Below are 18275 nucleotides of genomic sequence, written 5' to 3'. Positions count from 1 at the left end.
CCCCATCCAAGCCGAAATGACAGCATCAAAACAGGGGCCCAGGAAGCGCCGGTTGATTTTCTCTCGCCGCTTCCTGCGCTGCATCCGGCCCCTGGAGACATCCTGATTGAGAAGACAACTTGGAGCGCTTTCGCAGGCACCGAACTCGACCCCATTCTGAAGGAACGCGGCATTACACGCTTGGTGCTTGCCGGGGTCGCGACAAGCATAGGCGTCGAGTCCTCCGCCCGGGCGGCTTACGACCTCGGTTACGGCCTGGTCGTCGTATCTGATGCGATAACCGATCTACGCCGAGAGACTCATGACAACAGCCTTGAACGTGTCTTTCCCATAATCGCTGAAATCGGCTTGACCGTAGACGTCATCGGCGCTTTTGAAGACTAGCCGCCTCGTAGGCCTGATGCTCGCTCGCGAGACATGCGCATTTTGAAAACATAACATTCTCAAGCATCCCTTCTCCCCGTGACGGACGCCAGGCTGGGGCTGCTTGAGCAGCGTCGCCATTCTTGCGCGTATTCCTATTGATCTCCACCTGGCGGATTGGCCACCCCATTCATGTGGTAGATGTTCTGCGCTCGCGTGTTGTCGTCGCCTTGTCGCGGATCGCCCGGCTGGAGCGAAGTTGTGAACCCCCATGGAATGCCGAGGCTGGTGTCCGGGTCCGTGATGATCATTTCATCGGACCGTGCCCGGATGCCCACACCCTCACCCGCGAGGTGACGCTCGACGCGGTCGAGATCCTTTACCTTCCACGTGATGGAATAGTAAGAATCGTTCGGCTCTGGCGTCGCCAGGTCTGCTTGCGTAAGCGTCCTGACATCGGGAACCGCGTATTCCAGCAGACCATCGGCAAGCGCGACAAACGTGCTCGTAGTACCCAGCACGTTGTTGCGCCCCTGGTGTACGACCACCCCACCAAGGGTGTCCACGACAAAGTTGAGCGCCCGCTCAGGGCGGCTTGTCAGGATCGTGTGGTGAGAGCAGTGCTCGATGCCGAGGGGGTCATTCTCGTCGACCGGCGGCAGAATCCAACCGGGCGTCGCCCGGGGATCGATCGGAAACGGCGTTCCCTCGCGAAAAAATTGGTACTGCAATCCGGCGTCTGCCGGCACCGTGAAGAACACCACCACGCCACCTCCCGGCGACAGTGGCGGGTCGTCGCCGTCTGCGATTTCGTCCGACAGGTTCATCGAACGAATGCCATGGCGGCGAAGATCCCCATACAACTCGCCCATCCCGTCGACGTACCAGCCGAGCCCCTTGAGGATCGGCACCTGCACCGCGGGGTAACGTTGAAAACCGGATACGAAGTGCAGTTTAGGGTCGATGGAGTCGAAGAGCACGTCCCGCACGACGGTGAAAGTCGAATAGTCGGTGGGATAGGCGGGGGTCGACGGCAACATCACTTCCAGGGACGTGCTCTTCCGTCCGAAAACGCGCTCGAACCATCGTTCGGCTTCCGGAATATCCGGCACGTGAATAGTGGGGTGGAATAGCCTCACGACTCGAAAATCACGCGCATCCGCATTGGCTCTTGCAGTCTTCACGACACCCATCCTCCTATCGATGTAGTTCTAACGGCCGAAGGTTACGCCGATACGGCAAGGGTCGTGGCGGCAGACATGATAAACGTATCGAATTTGCTCTCGCGGCTCTTTGCCATGACCTGAAAGAGCATTCCTCGCCCCGCAGGGTTAAGAAGGAACTTGCGTGGCTTGCCTGGAATATTGGAGCCGAAAAAGTAACTGTGCTCCGGCGAGAAAGGAGTGTAGGTGGCTAAACTGTTGATCATGTTACTCCACTCGTCCTCCGCATCCTGGGTGGGTTCCACCACGGTGTAGCCGTGTTCGCGCATGTGGCGGAGAAGCTCCATGATGAAGTCGATCTGATCGCCGTTGTAGCGAGGGTTGTTTGCGGCAGCACCGTGCGGACCGCCAGGAAAGAAGAGGTTCGGGAACCCGGCGGCCTGAATGCCGAGAAATGTGCTCGGGCCATCCTTCCAGGCCTCTTCCAGTGCCACTCCGTTGCGTCCGCGAATGCCCATGCTGTGTAGCGCGCGAGCGAAATCGAAGCCGGTAGCCCAGACGATGATGTCAAATTCCTCCAAACCTGCTGCCGTCTCGATGCCAGTCTGCGTCACACGCAACATCGGGGTCTCGTCGAGCGAGACAAGCGAAACATTGGATTTGTTGAACGCCTCATAAAATCCGGTCGCGTAGGGAGGGCGTTTCTGGGCGTATGTATGATCCTTCGGGATGAGCTTGTCTGCAGTTGCCGGGTTTGTGACGATGCTGCGAATCTTGCCGGCGAGGAAATCGGAGAACTCTTTCCTGAGATCGGGGTTCGTAAAGAAATCGGTGTAATTGGCGGTCATCTTCGAGAAACCAGGGCTAGCCCAAAGCTTTTCGAAGAAGGCAATGCGCTCCTGCCTGTTGTCATCGGTGGAGGCACGGTCGTGCGGTTCGTGCAGGAAGCCACTGATGCTGGTATCAAGCTTTTGCTTGATTGTCTGGTAGTTGGCCCGAAGCTCTTCCTGCTCTTCAATCGTGATTGGCCGGTTGTTAAGCGGCGTGCACCAGTTGGGCGAGCGCTGGTAGACCGTCAGTGATGCCACCTCGTCGGCGATTGCTGGGATGACCTGAATGCCACTCGAGCCGGTGCCAACGACTGCGACGCGCTTGCCCTTGAAATCCACCGCTTTAGCGGGCCAAAGCCCTGTGTGATAAGATTCGCCGGTAAAGTCCTCGCGTCCGGGGACGGAGGGAAAGAATGGAACCGAAAGCACGCCCGTGGCCGCGACGAGATACCGGGTGATGTACGTGTTGCCATCGCTTGTCTTCACGATGTAGGTGCCCGTCTTCTCGTCGAATACTGCGGAGGTGACCCTGGTGGCAAGGCGAACATGCTGACGCAACTCGAACCGGTCCGCAACATGGTTGAGATAGCGCTCGATCTCGGGTTGCCCGGCGAAATGCTCCGTCCATCGCCAGTCTTCGAAGAGCTCCTTGGAGAACAAATAGGCATATGTGTAGCTCTCCGAATCGAACCTGGCCTCGGGGTAGCGGTTCCAGAACCACGTGCCCCCGATGCCTTCGCCTGCCTCGACCACGATCGCCCTGAAGCCCGCCTGACGCGCGCAGTATAGCTGGTAGAGGCCCGTGATACCCGCTCCGACGATCAGCATGTCAACATCGATCGAGTGAGGTTTTTCCTGGACGGCGGATTTTTCCATGACGTTTTTCCTTTCGGCGATCAAAGCGAATACGCAAAACCGGCAATGTCACCGAGTGTCGCGTGATACACATCCGGGATTGCCTTCATGAAGTTGATCTCGGCGGCGTGGCATGTGCCGTTGACCGTTCTGGCCCTTGCCGGCACGCCCGCAGCGAGAAGTTTTCGGTAATAGCCAAGGCCCTCATCGCGGAATGGATCGAGTTCATTCACCGAGACGACATGGGGAGGCAGCCCTTCAAGATCGGACTTATTCGCGTGATAAGGCCACGCCAACGGATTGACAGCGTTCTCTCCGCTGGGGTCGTAGGCAATCGCAGTCGCTGCCACGACGGCAACGGGGGTGTATAACCCGTCATTTTCGTAGAGCGATTGCAGGTCGGGCGACTTCTCGACGTAAGCGTTGGAAATGTATGGGCAAAGGGCATACACGCCATCGATCTGAGGCGGCCATCCTTCCTGCTTGGCTTTGAGCGTGGCGGCCAGACCAAGGTTTGCTCCTCCCGAATCACCCGAAATGACAAGCTTGGAAATACCGAGCTTCCCTTTATTCTCGCTCACCCATCGAAGCGCGGATGTGACGTCGTTAAGTCCGGCGGGGAAGGGATGCGCCCCAAGTCTACCGGCAGCATTGCGGAACTCGACCCCTATGACCACCAGCTTTTTGGTGGCGAGATCGTTGCGCCACCGGGTGTAAAGCGGCCCTTCGGCGTCAAGAATGCACATTCCGCCGCCATGCAGGTGCAGCACGCCAGGGATCGGACCATCGGCATCATCCGGCCGATGGATGTAAAGCGTGATCTCGTTTCCATCCACACCAGTCGTTTTCGCGACGCTCGTCGTCACACCCTTCACCGGAGGCATGCCAGCGACCGAAGCTTCAAAGAATGCCACAGATCCTGCCTCGGCCGCGCTGAGGTACTGGAGGATACCCTCAAGTGGCGTATTTGCGTCGATATAGACCGGCGGCTCGCCGCCCATTTGAGCCGCGTCCAAAGCGGCGACGAGGCGCCGGTCGGCGCGCGGATCGTCCCTGATCACCAGATCAGGGTTTCCAAGTTTGCCGGGGAGATGCAGTTGAGTGTTTTCCACGTTATCATCCTCTCGATTGGTTCTTATTGCGTATTCAGGAGCAAGCAAATTGCTCCGATATGTCCGCAGCACGATGTCAGGCGGTAGCACCACCATCGACGGGGATAGCGACCCCCGTCATGAAGCTCGAGGCGTCCGACGCGAGAAATAGCGCCATGTGCGCCATATCCTGTGGCGTTCCCATTCGCTTCATCGGCACGCTGGCCGCGATCGCCTCAATCGTGGTGTTGAGCGTCCCGTCACTGAGGTCCCGCCGCAAAGCCGGAGTATCGGTCGCGCCCGGGCAGATGGCGTTTATTCGTATGCCCTCGGCCGCGAGCATTTGCGCAGCCGACTTCACGAACTGGATCAGCGCGGCCTTGCTCGCAGAATAGGTCGGCAGGAAAGACACGGCACGAAGCCCTGCGATCGATGCCGTGCAGATGATGGAAGCAGATTTGGAGCGACGCAATTGCGGCAACAGCCGCTTGGTCAGGATCATCGGAACCCACACGTTGATCGCCATGCAGGTATACCAACTCTCGGCATCGTATTGGAATGCGGGTGGGCCTGGGAGCCCAGCGTGATTGAACAAAATATCGAGGACTTGGTGATCACGCACGAATGTGTCGACGAATCCATCAAGAGCGTTTTGGTCAACCAAATCGACCTTGTGCGCCTCTGCAGACCCTCCCATCCGGCGGATCTCTTCCACCGTGTCGTCGGCGCCCTCCCCGTTTCGATCGACGATGATGACATGAGCGCCATGAGCGGCAAACAGCAGCGATGCCGCCCGCCCCATGCCAGATGCCCCTCCGGTTATGAGGGCGCTCCTGCCCGTGAGTGTAAGGATAGCGTCGAGCTGACCCATCGCGGTTTCATCCCCTCCCTGTTTCGTGTTTCGTGGCTTCACATGCAGTATTTGCCTCATCTTCTCCTCCTCATGGGGCAATGCGTATCGGGCTGTCGGTAGCGGAATCTTGAAGGCCACCGCCCGGCGCTCTTTTCATTGACGGGAAGCCCTTGTAGATGACTTGTCGGAAGTCACGAATGAGGCTCCCATACGATGCCGTATACCTACAGCATCGCATAGATACTAAACAGCAAGCTTAAAGAGCTTCCTTCACCTTTAAAGTATTGAAGGCTTGGCTTATCGGTATAGCCCGCGCCAAATGTGGCATACAATCCCGGCCTGATATTGAACATATACGAGGCCGTAATGCTATTTGACGAATCAATCGCGGAAAAATTCGTGAACTCAGAGAAGTTGTTTATGACGCTCTGAACATTCTTGCTCACTTTATTATGACTATAAATGATCGAGAACATATCTCGGGGCCGACTGTCGAACGGTGCAAACCAATAGGCGCGAGCCTCATAATACTGGGTAAAAGCCGTTGTTTCCGGCGGGCCGTACATGAATGTTCCGCCCAGATATATCCCGCGATATGCGGTGTTGGGCGAAGAAGGATCCTGTTGCCATATCTGGTAGTCGCCCAGAGCGTAGAACCCGAGAGCACCATCCTTCGTCGCGGTATGATCCGTGAGGAGCCGACTATAATCTTTAAATGTGGACGTGTTGTACAATAGACCCGTACGAAGCCATGTAAATGGATTCCCCGGCGCAGCTTGCGTCTTGTAGCCAAGCTCGTTGGTATACAATATTCGGGTTCCGGGGACCGAAGACGTGAAGTCAAAACCCGAAGGATTAGACTTCACTTCGTCATAAATTGGATTCCCCGTAGGCCCATTAACCGGTAGACTTCTCTGAATACCTGTCTGCGCATATAGTTCGCCGGTGATGTTCCACGTTGCGCGGAAGTTCGGAGTCCCCATACTATTTGGCGACTGGCCCAAGACGATTGGCACTGACGCAGACGGGCCGAACGGACTTGTAACAAGTCCGCCAACGAAAGTTCCGGCAAACTCTGGCATGGACGGAAAGTATCCAACTTGGAACTCAAACTTTTTATCCGCCAGTGTTTGGTACCATGACAGGCCCTGGAAACGGACAGTGGTTGGACTGAACTGCTGGTCCGTGGAGATCTGATAACTACCAGCGGCGGCAATCTGGCCATCCGGAACCCCCCACTGGCTCATGTCATATGTCAGAAACCCGAGGCCTGAAATATAGGCAAGAGGCTGCTGTCCAGCATACGAACGCCCTCCGGCGCAATTGTAGCGAATGTTTGCCGGCTGGCATGGCAGGAAGCCCGCCGACGGGACGCTCCGGGGTGTGTTGAGAATGTTACCTTGGAATATAGCCGAGTTCTGTGTTTGAAAGCCGAAGCCATATGAGGCCAGCCTGGTCCGCCAGTAACCATCATCTTGGGTCAGGCTGTCGGCGAAGGATGGAAATATGATATTCCATCCCTTGTATCCGTATACCTTATCCAAGGCCCGGGCTCGCGCGGCGGAATCCATCGGCTGCTTGCTTGAGATACTTTCGGAATGAGCGTCCTTTTTGTCCTTTGGCGCATCCTTCTTGTCCTTTAGGGATGGCCTAGCGGGTTTTTCGATATGTGGTAAAGGCTCCGAAGGGTCTGTTGCCCCGGCGGGGTATGCACCTGCCACAAATGTACCCAGCGCAATTGCGAAAGACACAAAAACCTGTCGTCGAAAGCGATGCTCTTTCCTCCCCTTGAAAAAGACGTTCGCAGGACGTTGTTCAGGTAAACTACACTGGTAACCCTCTATCGTTTCGCAGTCTTTCATTTCCTGTCCTCCCCTTTCAGAAACTTATCTTGCGTCTTGCTCTCTCAGTTTGATTTTCCTCGAACAGTGAAGATTGGAGCTGTTATTCGACCGAACGACACAGCGTCAGGGTTCTCGCGAGCGCCGGCCATGTCTTGGCGTTGACCGAAACACGAACGTAAAACTCCGCATGGACGGCATCCCCCAGGTCAGTAGGAACGAGGCAAGCCGAGATTGTTCATCGCGATGAAATTCAGAATCATCTCCTCCGAGACGGGAGCAAACCGGAACAGCCGCGCATCACGCCACAGGCGTTCGGCGTGAAACTCCTTGGCGTACCCCATTCCGCCCATCACCTGCATTGCCCGTTCGATGACAGCGGACGCCGCCTGGCTCGCGATCAACTTGGCGGCGTTGCTCTCCGAGCCGAAAGGCAATCCGTTGTCGAAGTTGGATGCAGCCTTTAGATTAAGCAGCCGAGCCGCCTCGATTTCCGCCCAGTGTTGGGCAAGAGGGAATTGGACCCCCTGGTAACTGCCGATCGGCTTGCCGTTGAAGACCTTGCGTTCCTTTGCGTAGTTTACGGCCAGCGAAATGCCGAGATATCCTGCGCCGACCAAACCTGCCGTCGTGACGACACGCTCCGTGTTCAGCACGTCAAGCAACTGCTCCCAGCCTCCATCAATTGTCCCTATCACCTCGTCCTCGTGAGCCTCGACATCGTCGAAAAAGACTGATGACGATGGCAGCGTATTGGTGCCCAGCTTCTCGATCGGCGTGTGCGAAAGACCGACACGCTTCGTGTCGATCATGAAAAGGGATATACCGAATGTCTTGCGAGGCGCGTCCGCCTCTGGCGTGGTACGTGCGACCACAAGCATCTTCTGAGACTGCGGCACACCGGTGATCCAGATCTTCTGGCCGTTGATGCGCCAGACCGAGCCGTTGCGGCGCGCCGTTGTCTTCAAACTGAGTGAGTTGGTCCCTGCGTCTGGCTCCGTCAACGCCATGCAGAATGTCATTTCGCCCGAGCAGAGTTTCGGAAGCCATTCTCGCTTCATAGAGGGGCTGCCATACTTACTGATGGCTACACCGCCGAAAACAGGATTGAGCATGAACATCTGGGCCAATGTTGCGCCGGCTCCGGCCTTGCACAACTCCTCGATGATGAGCGCCATATCGACCAGTCCGAGCCCCGCTCCGCCGTATTCCTCGGGTAACATGGCCCCCGTCAGGCCGGCGTCGCAGATTGCCTGCCAGCACTCGAATGGATATTCCTTTGCAGCATCCTTGATGCGCCAGTATTCGGTGCCAAATCGTTCGCCGATCTGCCGAGCGGTCGCGATCATCATCAATTGTTCGTCGGTAAGATCGAAGTTCATCGCAATCTCTTTCTTTCAGGCATTCGTGCTGATCGGCGCTCGCAAGAGCCGCAGCGGCTCCTCGAGATTGTGCGATACAAGTTGAAGGAAGCGGGCGGCGTCAGCGCCATCAATGATGCGATGATCCGCCGCGAGTGTCAGGCAGATCTCCTGGCGAAGGCTTGGCTGGCCCGTGCTATCCGGTCGGAACGCCTGCTGTTCGGCTCCCACGCCCAGGATCATCGCCTGCGGAGGGCTAATGATCGGCGTAAGGCTCGTCGCGCCGAACATGCCGACATTCGAGATCGACATCACGCCGCCGCCCACATCGGTAGGCGCGAGTTGGCCCGCACGTGCGCGAGCGGCTAGATCTGTCCCCGTTCGGGCAATGGCGTCCAGCGGCATGTGCCCCGCATCCCGGAACATCGGAATGCGCAGGCCCTGCGGAGTTTCGGTCACCATTCCGATATCGGCGGAAACGAAGGAGAGGATTCCATCCTCCGTCCAGATACGGTTTACGCCGGGCATTTCCGTAAGCGCAAGACCAAGCACCTTGACCAACATATGGGTCACCGAAATCCGCGCCCGTTCGCCAGTGTCGGCATTCAGCTTGTCGCGCAACTGACCAAGCGCCTGAACGTCGACCATGCGGGTCAGATAGAAATGCGGAATGTCGCGTTTTGCACTCTGCACCCGTCGTGCTGTTGCCAGACGAACGAAATCGGGCTTCTGCAGAACGGGGTCGAGAGCCGACTTTGTGATTGCGGTTTCCGGCAAAGTCTTATCGGGCGGGTAAGCCAGTACGCGCTCGACATCGACGACCTTGATGCGGCCGTTGGGACCGCTGCCTGCCAGTTCATGTAGGTCAACATCATTTTGCCGGGCAACACGGCGAGCAAGTGGCGTGGCAACAATGCGCAACACATCGCCTTTCATGATCCGTCCGTCCCGCCCGCTGCCGGTGATTTTGGAGGGGGATAGCCCATGTTCCCGCATCAGCTTGCGCGCCGCGGGCGCATCGAACGACGCTGCAGCGCTGGGTGACGTCGTCACCACCGCAAGTGCCTGCTCATTCGAAACACCATCATACGATACCAGCGCAATCGGCAGGCCGACGGTAATGATCTCGCCTTCTTCGGCCAGTAGTTCAAGCAATTGACCATCGGCTTCCGCCTCGACCTCATTGGCGACTTTCTCCGTCTCAACAACGAACAGCACCTCGCCTTTGGAGAACCGCTCGCCCGGTTTTCTTTGCCATTCGGTAATCTGGCCCTCCGTCATGGTCAGACCGAATTTCGGCATGAGCAGCTCAGCCATGGTCGCTTACTCCCCAGTGAAGCGTGCAGGACGCTTCTCAAGGAAAGCTGTGCATCCTTCATGGGCGTCACGGCTGTCCAGAACCAGGCCGATCATCGCCTGCTCGTGGCGCAACGCGGCCGAAAGCGGCATTTCCGCACCGTCGATCAGGGTCCGCTTCAAGAGTTTCAACACGAGAGGCGATTTATCCGCCAGGCGTCCGGCCAATATACGGGCCTCGTCCAAGAGGGCGTCATGCGGAACGACACGGTTGGCAAGGCCGATCCGCACCGCCTCCTCTGCCGAGATCATGTCGCCCAGATACATGAGCTCGCGCGCACAACAGGACGGAATCTGCCGGATGATCCTCTGCGTGCCCCCCGCGCCCGGAAATAGGCCCAGATTTATTTCCGGCAGACCAAGCATCGCCTGGCTGGAAAGAAGCCGGATGTCGAGCGTCAGCAAGAGCTCCGTCCCACCGCCAAGCGCGTAACCGTTGACGGCGCCGATTGTCGGTTTGTCGAGGACTTCGATGCGCCGGAACAGACGATGGATGTCCTCGGCAAATTGCCCATAGTGATCGAGGCCCTGCCGCGAGTTCAAGTCGGTGATATCACCACCCGCGATAAAAGCACGGCCCTCGCCTGTGAAGATCACAACCCGGATTTCCGGATCGGACTCAATCCGGTCAAGCGCGGTGTTGATCGCAGCGATTACCTCTGTGTTGAGCGCGTTCAGCGTCTTTGGCCGGTTGATGGTCAATGTCGCGACATTGTCGTCCACGGTGAGATTGATAGGTGAAGTCGTCATCACATGTTCCACTTCATGCACAGACACGGCGCAAAGCCGCGACAATGTCCTTAACTGCGGGGCGATAGTGTTTCTCCAGGGCCGGACTGAATGGCACCGGCGCGAAAGGCGCAGCGACACGAATGATCGGGGCATCCAGCTCGTCAAAACCGATATCCGCCATGCGAGCGGCGATCTCGGCGCCGACGCCGAAGGCCTCGACGGCTTCGTGCGTGATCACGAGACGGTGGGTGCGGCCAAGGCTGTCGAGTACAAGCGCCTCATCCCAGGGCTGGATCGAGCGCAGGTCGATCACCTCGACGTCCGGTCCGCCATTGGCCAGCTCCTCGGCCGCCTCCAGCGCCACGGCGACCATGGCGCCGTACGCAACGACCGTGGCATCGTTACCCGGCCTTACGATACGCCCCTTGCCGATTTCAACCCGCTCCGGCTCATCGGGCAGCTCGCCCTTTATCGCGTAGAGCGCCTTGTGCTCGACCACGATCACCGGATCGGGATCGTCGATCGCGGCCCTCAACAGGCTATAGGCATCGGCGGGCGTTGCCGGGACGACCACTTTCAGTCCGGGAATATGCGCAAACCATGCCTCAAGGCACTGAGAATGCTGCGGACCCGCCGACAGGCCACCGCCATGCTGCGTGCGGAGCACCATGGGCACTGAACCCTGCCCGCCGAACATAGACCGTGCCTTTGCGGCCTGGTTCACCAGCATGTCCATCGTCAGCGTTACGAAGTCCATGAACATGATCTCGGCGACGGGCTTTGCTCCGGTAAGCGCCGCGCCGACGGCAATGCCGGCGATCGCCGCCTCGGCAATCGGCGCGTCGAACACGCGTGACGAACCATAGGTGTCGAGGAGGCCCTTGGTTGCCTTGAACGATCCGCCAGCGGCAGCTATGTCCTCTCCAATCAAGATCACCGTCGGATCATCACGCATCGCGTCGTGCAATGCCTGGTTGACAGCCTTTAGAAAACGGACCTCAGCCATGCCGTCCTCCAGAAACTGTGTAGACATCGGCGAGAATGTCTTTGGGGTTCGGCTCAGGCGCTGCGAGCGCGGCGGCCAGCGCCGTATCGATCTCAGCCTCGGTCGTTTCGGCCAATCTGGTAAACCAGTCGTCGGCTACGCCTTCGCTCTTGAGCTGACGCCGTGTCACGAGTAGCGGATCCCGGGCAGCCATTTCGGCAGCCTCGTCGGCGTGACGATAGTCCTGCTTGTCGCCTTCGAAATGCCCTCTTACGCGCGTGGTGCGGCATTCGAGGATCGCCGGCCGTGCCTCGGATCGCATGACACTGATCGTCGCCTCAGCAGAAGCTCGCACATCACGCGCATCATTGCCGTCCACTTCGTCATAAGAAATGCCATAGGCGGTGGCCATCTGTCGGAGGCTCGTGGCCAGTTGCCGATCAGTTGGGCTGAATTCCGACCAGCCATTGTTTTCGCAGACGAACAGCACCGGCAGCGACCAGAGTTTCGCAATGTTGAAACATTCGTGGACCACCCCTTCTGCCAGCGCTCCGTCGCCGAAATACACGACGGCGATATGCCCCTCGCCCTGCAATTTGAGCGCAAGAGCGCTGCCGGTGGTAATCGGAATTCCTGCGCCAACGATTCCGTTCGCGCCCAGCATTCCAATTTTCAGGTCGGCTACATGCATGGAACCACCGCGTCCCTTGCAAAGACCAGTCGCTTTGCCAAGGATTTCTGCGAAAAAGCCTTCCAGGGCGACGCCCTTGGCAATCGTATGCCCGTGGCCGCGATGATTCGACGAAACCGTGTCCCTTGCCCCCAGGCAACTGGAAACCGCTGCGGCCACCGCCTCCTGGCCGATCGAGAGATGAAGAAATCCCGGAACCTTTCCGTCGAGAAAGAGCTTTTGCAGCGTCTCCTCCGCACGCCGGATCAGGAGCATCATCCGATAGATACCCTGGAGAATGTCGGTTTTGACGACTTGCCCGCTTGTGTCGGCGCTGTGTTTGCCCGCCCGCTTCTGGGCGGGCTTACTGAAATTAATGATATCTGATTCAGTATTCATTTTTTGACCTGTCGCTCACTTCGATAGCGCGGCTCATAACGCCGGAGCCATGCCTCAAACGCTGAGAAATTTATCTTGGGTTTCGTTATTGTGCCGAAGAGTTTCGATCGCATCCTGATCGACGACGTACCCCTTGTCTGCGATCACCACCCCTTTCGGGATTTCAAGGCGAAATGGAGAAATGAGGCCGCGGGACTTTCGAGCAACCAGGAGTACAATTCGGTTTGATCGCTCATCCAAGAGCATTATAGTCGGCTTTTTCACTGCGAAACGGCCCATAGAGGGCGGCGCGCACCCGCCGCCTGACAGGAGCGCGACCCTCCTAGTCCGTATTCCTGCGAAGACAAAAGAAGTCACATGGAGGCCCATATCGAGCAAGGGGCGCACGATAGCGCTATGTCGCTCGTGGTTGCTCAGAATGCACACGAGAGCCAGCAGCGAACTGGTGGCAACCATCCGGCACGGGTTGGTGGGCGGCATTCCAACGGAGTCAGTCACAGCCAGGCCTGACGCCGGATATCTTCCAGCCATGTTGTACCCTCCTCCCGGGCAAGCAAGCCGCGATTTCCGCAATCTGCTGCCGCAACAACAACAAATAATGAATGGCGAGTCAATAGTCGCTTTATTCACGTTTTCCGACAGATCGAATGCCTCCTACAGCTCGAGCGGACGCTATTGGATAACCGCCGGGCCAATCGTCGCCTTCGACCGTGGATTCCCCTGTGACAAGGGAATTTGAGCGCTACGTGAGGATGATCTGGACTAAAAATATAATATTATCAAGATATTAGCATGAAAATTATCCCCGCATTCATGATGTGCGGCCCTCCACCATCCACGAAAGCTGCCCTTTCGAGCACGCAATTGTGCGAACATAACTTAACAAAACGATTATTGACTCGCCATTCATTATTTGTTGTTCTGCTCTCTAAAGCATGTGTGCTGGTCATTACTCGCCAGCACGGGAGGCAAATGCTTTGGAGGATATTCATGAAGCACACCGTCTGTGAAGACGACGGCAACGCTGTCCGTCTGTTTGGAATTCGTCCATTCATCGCAACGGCATTTGCTGCGGCAACCGATGAGACAATGCGATGATAACTCAACATCATACGCTGATCGTAGGCGCATCGGCTGCTGGATTGTGCACTGCCGAAGCGCTGCGACGCGGCGGCTACAGGGGACGGCTCACCCTGATCGGCGATGAACCGCACCCGCCGTACGACCGACCACCGCTGTCGAAGCAAGTGCTCAGTGGCGTATGGGAGCAGAGCAGAGTGGCACTGCGGACCGGGGAGGCACTGTCCGCGCTTGATGCCGCCCTCATCCTGGGTGATGAGGCGGTTGGTCTTGAAGCAAAAACGCGCACTGTGCTCACTGCGTCGGGCCGTATCCTCGCAGCAGATGCGATCGTGATCGCGACAGGAGCGCGGGCGCGGTTGATGCCTGGACAGGAGGCACTCGCCGGTGTGCATGTGCTGCGAACGCTCGACGATGCGCTGATGCTTCGGCGTGAGTTGCTGAGAGCCTCGCGACTCATTGTGGTCGGCGAGGGTGTGCTAGGTTCCGAGATTGCGGCCACCTCGCGCACGTTGGGGCTGGAGGTAACTCTGGCAGGGCCGCTTGCCGCACCAATGGCCGCCCAGATCGGACCGCTTGCCTCAAGTCTGCTCGCAGACGTACATGCCGAGCGCGGCGTCCGACTGTGTCTTGGTACCGGTGTTGCCGATCTGGTCGGCGACGGCGGACGTGTTTCCAGCGTGCGACTGATCAACGGTAGCGAACTGCCGGCCGATTTGGCGGTGATCGCGATCGGCGCATCGCCCGCAACCGATTGGCTCAAGGGAAGCGGGTTAGCTATCGACAACGGCGTCGTATGTGACTCCCACTGCCGGGCGGCAGAAGGGATCTATGCAGTCGGCGACGTCGCACGTTTCTACCACGAGAAGCTGGGGCGCCTCGTACGGTTCGAGAACCGGACCAACGCCACCGAACAGGCCGAGGCCGTCGCCTCTACCATTCTCGGCAACGATGCACCATACGCGCCGGTGCCGTATTTCTGGACGGATCAGTTCGACGTCAAGATTCAGGTATTTGGCGTAATTGCGGCCAATGCTGACATTGAGATTGTCGAGGGCGATCCGTCGGCACGTCGGTTCGTGGCGCGATATACGAGCGGCGGTGTGGTCACCGGCGTCCTCGGCTGGAACATGCCAAAGCAGGTGCGGTTGCATCGCCAGGCAGTCGCCGACGCCATGGAGATTCGTGAACGGAGTTACTGAACATCTGGGGAGGAGTTCGAGATGCAACCAGGGAGGAGCTTGCAGTGAAAGTAATCATTGATCAGGAGAAGTGTGTCGCCGCGGGGCAATGTGTGTTCTATGCGCCCAACATTTTCGATCAACGGGAGGAGGACGGCATCGTTGTCCTCGTGAACGAAAATCCTCCGCCAGAGGAAGCGAAAAACGCGCGTCAGGCCGCCGCGGTCTGCCCGGCGCTCGCAATCCGCATTGAGGAATGACAGCGACGGAATTCCCCGTCACACGAATGAGGAGAGATAACAATGACCGATGCCGCCGAGAAAATCCTCGCATACCCTACTCCGCGAGACCCCGCGTCCCCTTTTTTACCATCGCCAGAGCTACGCGCCCTGAATGACGCCGGGGTCGCCTTAACTCGTGTACAGACATGGGATGGCCGGACCCCTTGGTTGATCCTGTCGCATGCCGCACAACGTCAGATCATGGCCGATCCACGGGTCAGCGCGAACGACCACCTGCCCAATTTCCCGCATCCGACCCAAGCGCAAGCGGAGACGATTCACGACAGACCGAAGACGATCTTCGACACCGATGGCGAAGAGCACACGCGAATTCGGCGCATGCTCACGAATTCGTTCACACGCCATCGGATGGAGAAGATCCGGCCACAGATTCAGAATGTGACCGACGGGCTCATCGACAAGATGCTCGCCGGCCCAAGGCCGACGGACCTCGTTGAGGCTTTGTCGGTACCCTTGCCATCACTGATGATCTGCGATCTGCTCGGTGTACCCTACGAAGATCATGAGTTCTTCGAGGCTCATGCCAAGGTCGCCAATGCGCGGGAGAAGACCGCCGAGGAAAACAACGCATCGACCCGTGCACTTGGCGTTTATATATCAGGCCTGATCCAGGCGAAAATGGATCATCCAGACGAAGATGTCGTCTCAGACCTTGGCGCTCGCGTCAAGGCCGGCGACCTGACGCTCGATCACGCGACGCTGTTGGGGGTGATCCTCCTTATCGCCGGTCATGAGACAAGCGCCAATATGATCACGCTGGCCACTGCCCTGCTGCTGCAAAATCCCGACCAGCTCGCGCTTCTGCGCGACACCGACGATCCACAGGTGGTCGCGAGTTCGGTTGAGGAACTGCTGCGCTATCTCACCATCCCGCACCTCCTGCAGAGGCGCATTGCACTAGAGGATATCGAGATCGCGGGCGTGACCATACGCGCGGGGGACGGCATCATCGCACCGTTACCGGCGGCCAATTTCGACCCCGTGGCCTTCCCCAATCCGGACAAGCTTGATCTCGTCCGCGAGGCGCGCCATCACCACGCGTTCGGATGGGGCCCTCATCAGTGTATTGGACAGCAACTCGCCCGCATCGAGCTCCAAGTTGTGTATCCGACGTTGCTTCGCCGCGTACCGACACTGAAACTGGCCGTTCCATTCGAAGAGCTGCGCTTCAAACATGACTCGCTGGCCTACGGCATCTATGAGCTGCCGGTCACCTGGTGACCAGCCGAGAGGCTGTTCGCAGAGAAGGAGCCAGGTAACCAAAACATGGTCGGACGTGTCCGTTCGCCATGGCTTGAACGGGGGATATTTTTTGACTTCATCGCCCAGTCTCTTCGCGGGAGAAATCCCGAGAAGATGAGAGACGGCTTCTGTCTCTATGTAAAAACAATGGAATAACGCGGTTTGATTGCTCTGTGAATACGGAACCACTTAAATTTGGGAGGAAAAGGCATGACTGCGGAAAACAAGACATCTTTAGGCACGAATGGATCGCCCGACTTGCGTAGTGCCGGCGTTGCGGCGCTGCGCGCGGCGCTGCCCGGAGTTTTCCCCGAAGGTGACATCGACTTGCGCGATGGCGGGCTCGGGGAGGATCTCGTCGAAATCGGCCTCATAAGCGTCTGGGGTGCGCTGTGGGCACGCGATGGGCTTAGCCGGCGCGACCGCAGCTTAGTCACACTGGGCATTCTGATTGCGCTCAACGCTGAGACTGAATTGCGGACCCACATGAAGATTGCGCTCACGAACGGCCTTACCAAGGACGAGATCGCCGAGGTGATTTACCACTCCTCCGGCTATGCCGGCTTTCCGGCAGCCGTGGCGGCCCGTACCGCGGCTCGCGAGGCATTGGGCGCCTGACATAAGAACCGAGCTTAGACATAGCTATTTAAGGAGGAGAAGATGGCTACATCGTTGGAAGGACAGAATGCGGTCGTCACGGGCAGTGGCCGCGGCATCGGTCGTGCGATTGCCTTGGTGCTTGCGGCACGAGGCGCTGCGGTCGCTGTATGGGACCTAAATGCCGAAGGCGCCGAGCAAACGGCCTCCGCGATCCGCGACGCCGGCGGCAAGGCGATCGCCGTGCCGGGCGATTCGGCTGATGCCGAGACCGTCGTCGCCTCCGCCAAGCGTACGCGCAAGGAGCTTGGTCCGGTCACGATCCTCGTCAACAATGCCGGGATCAGCAGCTATGTACCCTTCACGCAGATGACCGAAGAGATCTGGGATCGGATCATCGGTGTCAACCTCAAGGGGCCGTTTCTCGTCACCAAAGAGCTTGTCTCCGACATGCTCGAGGCGGGTTGGGGACGGATCATCAACATCTCCTCGTCTTCAGCGCAGTCCGGAGCTCCGGCCATGGCGCACTATGCGGCCTCGAAGGGAGGCGTCATCGGGTTCACCAAGGCTCTTGCTATTGAGTTCGCCGACAAGAGGATCACAGTCAACAACGTTCCTCCGGGCTTCATCGACACGCCGCTCGTGCGAGAAGGCCCTATTGATGTGGAGGCCGCCGCGAAAACGATGCCGATGAAGCGAGCCGGGCAGCCGGATGACATTGCTTATGCGGTGGCATATTTGGCCTCCAAAGAGGCGGGTTATGTGACCGGCCAAACAATCAGCGTCAATGGCGGGCGCTACCTCTTCTGACACGAAGGGTATGGGTGACCGGGCTATGAGAAGCTCGAGCACCATTCCGATGCGCACGGGGCCGACCTGGGCTCTCAAGACGGGTGTGATCGCCGCCAGCCTCATGAGCGGGCGAGACGGTGAAGCTTTGTCTCCCCGCAACTCTCTGAGCGGAGGCAAACAAGTTATGCGGGTTCACAAGCCAACAATAAGGCGGGGCCTCGGCTTGCAACTTATGAGCTCCGCGGCTCTTCGGCAAAAGCAAAGGGAATTGGGAGGAAATCGTATGAGTAGTTCCGAGCAACGAGAAATCTCGAACCTGGATACACGTCTTCTGAGTGCTTACTCAGTTGCCTTGGGCGCATTCGGCTTGGGAATGCTGTTCCGTGGCGGCTGGCTGGCTTCTATCGAAGGAATATTTTACTATGCGGTGGTCGGTGTAGTGTTTGTTGCTTCGGCAATTCTATTGTACCGACGCAGGAGGTTGGGCGCCTGGATCTTCGCCGCTGGTTTGGCCACGAGCTTGTTCTGGGCGTTCTGGAGAGCAGGGCTCGATATTCAGAATCTAATACCGCGCATCCTGAC

General features: G+C 58.1%; 17 protein-coding genes and 1 pseudogene. 8 read left to right on the top strand and 10 right to left on the bottom strand.

Annotation, left to right across the window (positions count from 1 at the left end; all coding sequences use genetic code 11):
• Positions 1–384, top strand: a 384-nt coding sequence (locus tag RRH01S_RS32830) for a cysteine hydrolase family protein (RefSeq protein WP_042477739.1), incomplete at its 5' end; no start/stop codon positions are given.
• Between the two features lie 134 nt (positions 385–518).
• On the opposite strand, the gene RRH01S_RS32825 is transcribed toward RRH01S_RS32830, so the two are convergent.
• From RRH01S_RS32825 to RRH01S_RS32780, 10 genes are all read right to left on the bottom strand, one after another.
• Positions 519–1547 carry a glyoxalase/bleomycin resistance/dioxygenase family protein gene (locus RRH01S_RS32825; RefSeq protein WP_174015225.1) on the bottom strand — a complete coding sequence of 343 codons (1029 nt, stop codon included), beginning with the start codon at positions 1545–1547 and terminating at the stop codon, positions 519–521.
• 41 nt (positions 1548–1588) lie between these two features.
• On the bottom strand, positions 1589–3232 hold the full coding sequence (locus RRH01S_RS32820) for a flavin-containing monooxygenase (RefSeq protein ID WP_042477738.1): 1644 nt from the start codon (positions 3230–3232) through the stop codon (positions 1589–1591).
• 20 nt (positions 3233–3252) lie between these two features.
• Positions 3253–4323: an alpha/beta hydrolase gene (locus RRH01S_RS32815; protein WP_202034184.1), complete on the bottom strand. Its 1071-nt coding sequence runs from the start codon at positions 4321–4323 to the stop codon at positions 3253–3255.
• Positions 4324–4399: 76 nt separating this feature from the next.
• On the bottom strand, positions 4400–5233 hold the full coding sequence (locus RRH01S_RS32810) for an SDR family NAD(P)-dependent oxidoreductase (RefSeq protein WP_052365449.1): 834 nt from the start codon (positions 5231–5233) through the stop codon (positions 4400–4402).
• A 146-nt stretch (positions 5234–5379) separates the two neighbouring features.
• The gene (locus tag RRH01S_RS32805; protein ID WP_042477735.1) at positions 5380–7017 is read right to left on the bottom strand and encodes a carbohydrate porin; all 1638 of its coding nucleotides are present in this window, start codon (positions 7015–7017) and stop codon (positions 5380–5382) included.
• Positions 7018–7205: 188 nt separating this feature from the next.
• The gene (locus tag RRH01S_RS32800; RefSeq protein ID WP_042477733.1) at positions 7206–8378 is read right to left on the bottom strand and encodes an acyl-CoA dehydrogenase family protein; all 1173 of its coding nucleotides are present in this window, start codon (positions 8376–8378) and stop codon (positions 7206–7208) included.
• A 15-nt stretch (positions 8379–8393) separates the two neighbouring features.
• Entirely contained in the window at positions 8394–9674 is a 1281-nt protein-coding gene (locus tag RRH01S_RS32795; RefSeq protein ID WP_042477730.1) for a dihydrolipoamide acetyltransferase family protein, read from the bottom strand.
• 6 nt (positions 9675–9680) lie between these two features.
• Positions 9681–10463, bottom strand: a complete 783-nt coding sequence (locus RRH01S_RS32790; protein WP_042477728.1) for an enoyl-CoA hydratase/isomerase family protein — start codon at positions 10461–10463, stop codon at positions 9681–9683.
• Between the two features lie 13 nt (positions 10464–10476).
• On the bottom strand, positions 10477–11451 hold the full coding sequence (locus tag RRH01S_RS32785) for an alpha-ketoacid dehydrogenase subunit beta (protein WP_042477725.1): 975 nt from the start codon (positions 11449–11451) through the stop codon (positions 10477–10479).
• Positions 11444–12379 carry a thiamine pyrophosphate-dependent dehydrogenase E1 component subunit alpha gene (locus RRH01S_RS32780; protein WP_042477743.1) on the bottom strand — a complete coding sequence of 312 codons (936 nt, stop codon included), beginning with the start codon at positions 12377–12379 and terminating at the stop codon, positions 11444–11446. Before RRH01S_RS32780 ends, RRH01S_RS32785 begins: the two co-directional genes overlap by 8 nt.
• A 912-nt stretch (positions 12380–13291) precedes the next feature.
• Between RRH01S_RS32780 and RRH01S_RS34275 the strand changes: the two genes are divergently transcribed.
• From RRH01S_RS34275 to RRH01S_RS34270, 7 genes and pseudogenes are all read left to right on the top strand, one after another.
• The gene (locus RRH01S_RS34275; RefSeq protein ID WP_131597924.1) at positions 13292–13597 is read left to right on the top strand and encodes a hypothetical protein; all 306 of its coding nucleotides are present in this window, start codon (positions 13292–13294) and stop codon (positions 13595–13597) included.
• Positions 13594–14781, top strand: a complete 1188-nt coding sequence (locus RRH01S_RS32770; protein ID WP_042477719.1) for an NAD(P)/FAD-dependent oxidoreductase — start codon at positions 13594–13596, stop codon at positions 14779–14781. The genes RRH01S_RS34275 and RRH01S_RS32770 overlap by 4 nt, the downstream gene beginning before the upstream one ends.
• A 44-nt stretch (positions 14782–14825) precedes the next feature.
• Entirely contained in the window at positions 14826–15020 is a 195-nt protein-coding gene (locus RRH01S_RS32765; RefSeq protein ID WP_042477716.1) for a ferredoxin, read from the top strand.
• 42 nt (positions 15021–15062) lie between these two features.
• The gene (locus tag RRH01S_RS32760) at positions 15063–16283 is read left to right on the top strand and encodes a cytochrome P450 (RefSeq protein WP_042477713.1); all 1221 of its coding nucleotides are present in this window, start codon (positions 15063–15065) and stop codon (positions 16281–16283) included.
• A gap of 231 nt (positions 16284–16514) precedes the next feature.
• The gene (locus RRH01S_RS34720) at positions 16515–16922 is read left to right on the top strand and encodes a carboxymuconolactone decarboxylase family protein (protein ID WP_042477710.1); all 408 of its coding nucleotides are present in this window, start codon (positions 16515–16517) and stop codon (positions 16920–16922) included.
• A 42-nt stretch (positions 16923–16964) separates the two neighbouring features.
• Entirely contained in the window at positions 16965–17711 is a 747-nt protein-coding gene (locus RRH01S_RS34715; RefSeq protein WP_042477706.1) for an SDR family NAD(P)-dependent oxidoreductase, read from the top strand.
• Positions 17712–17976: 265 nt separating this feature from the next.
• Positions 17977–18275 (top strand): annotated as a pseudogene (locus RRH01S_RS34270) (hypothetical protein); the annotation flags it as partial.

Origin of the sequence: Rhizobium rhizogenes NBRC 13257, from assembly GCF_000696095.1 — a bacterium.
Taxonomy (GTDB): domain Bacteria; phylum Pseudomonadota; class Alphaproteobacteria; order Rhizobiales; family Rhizobiaceae; genus Rhizobium; species Rhizobium rhizogenes.
This window is presented reverse-complemented; position numbering and strand designations above follow the sequence as displayed.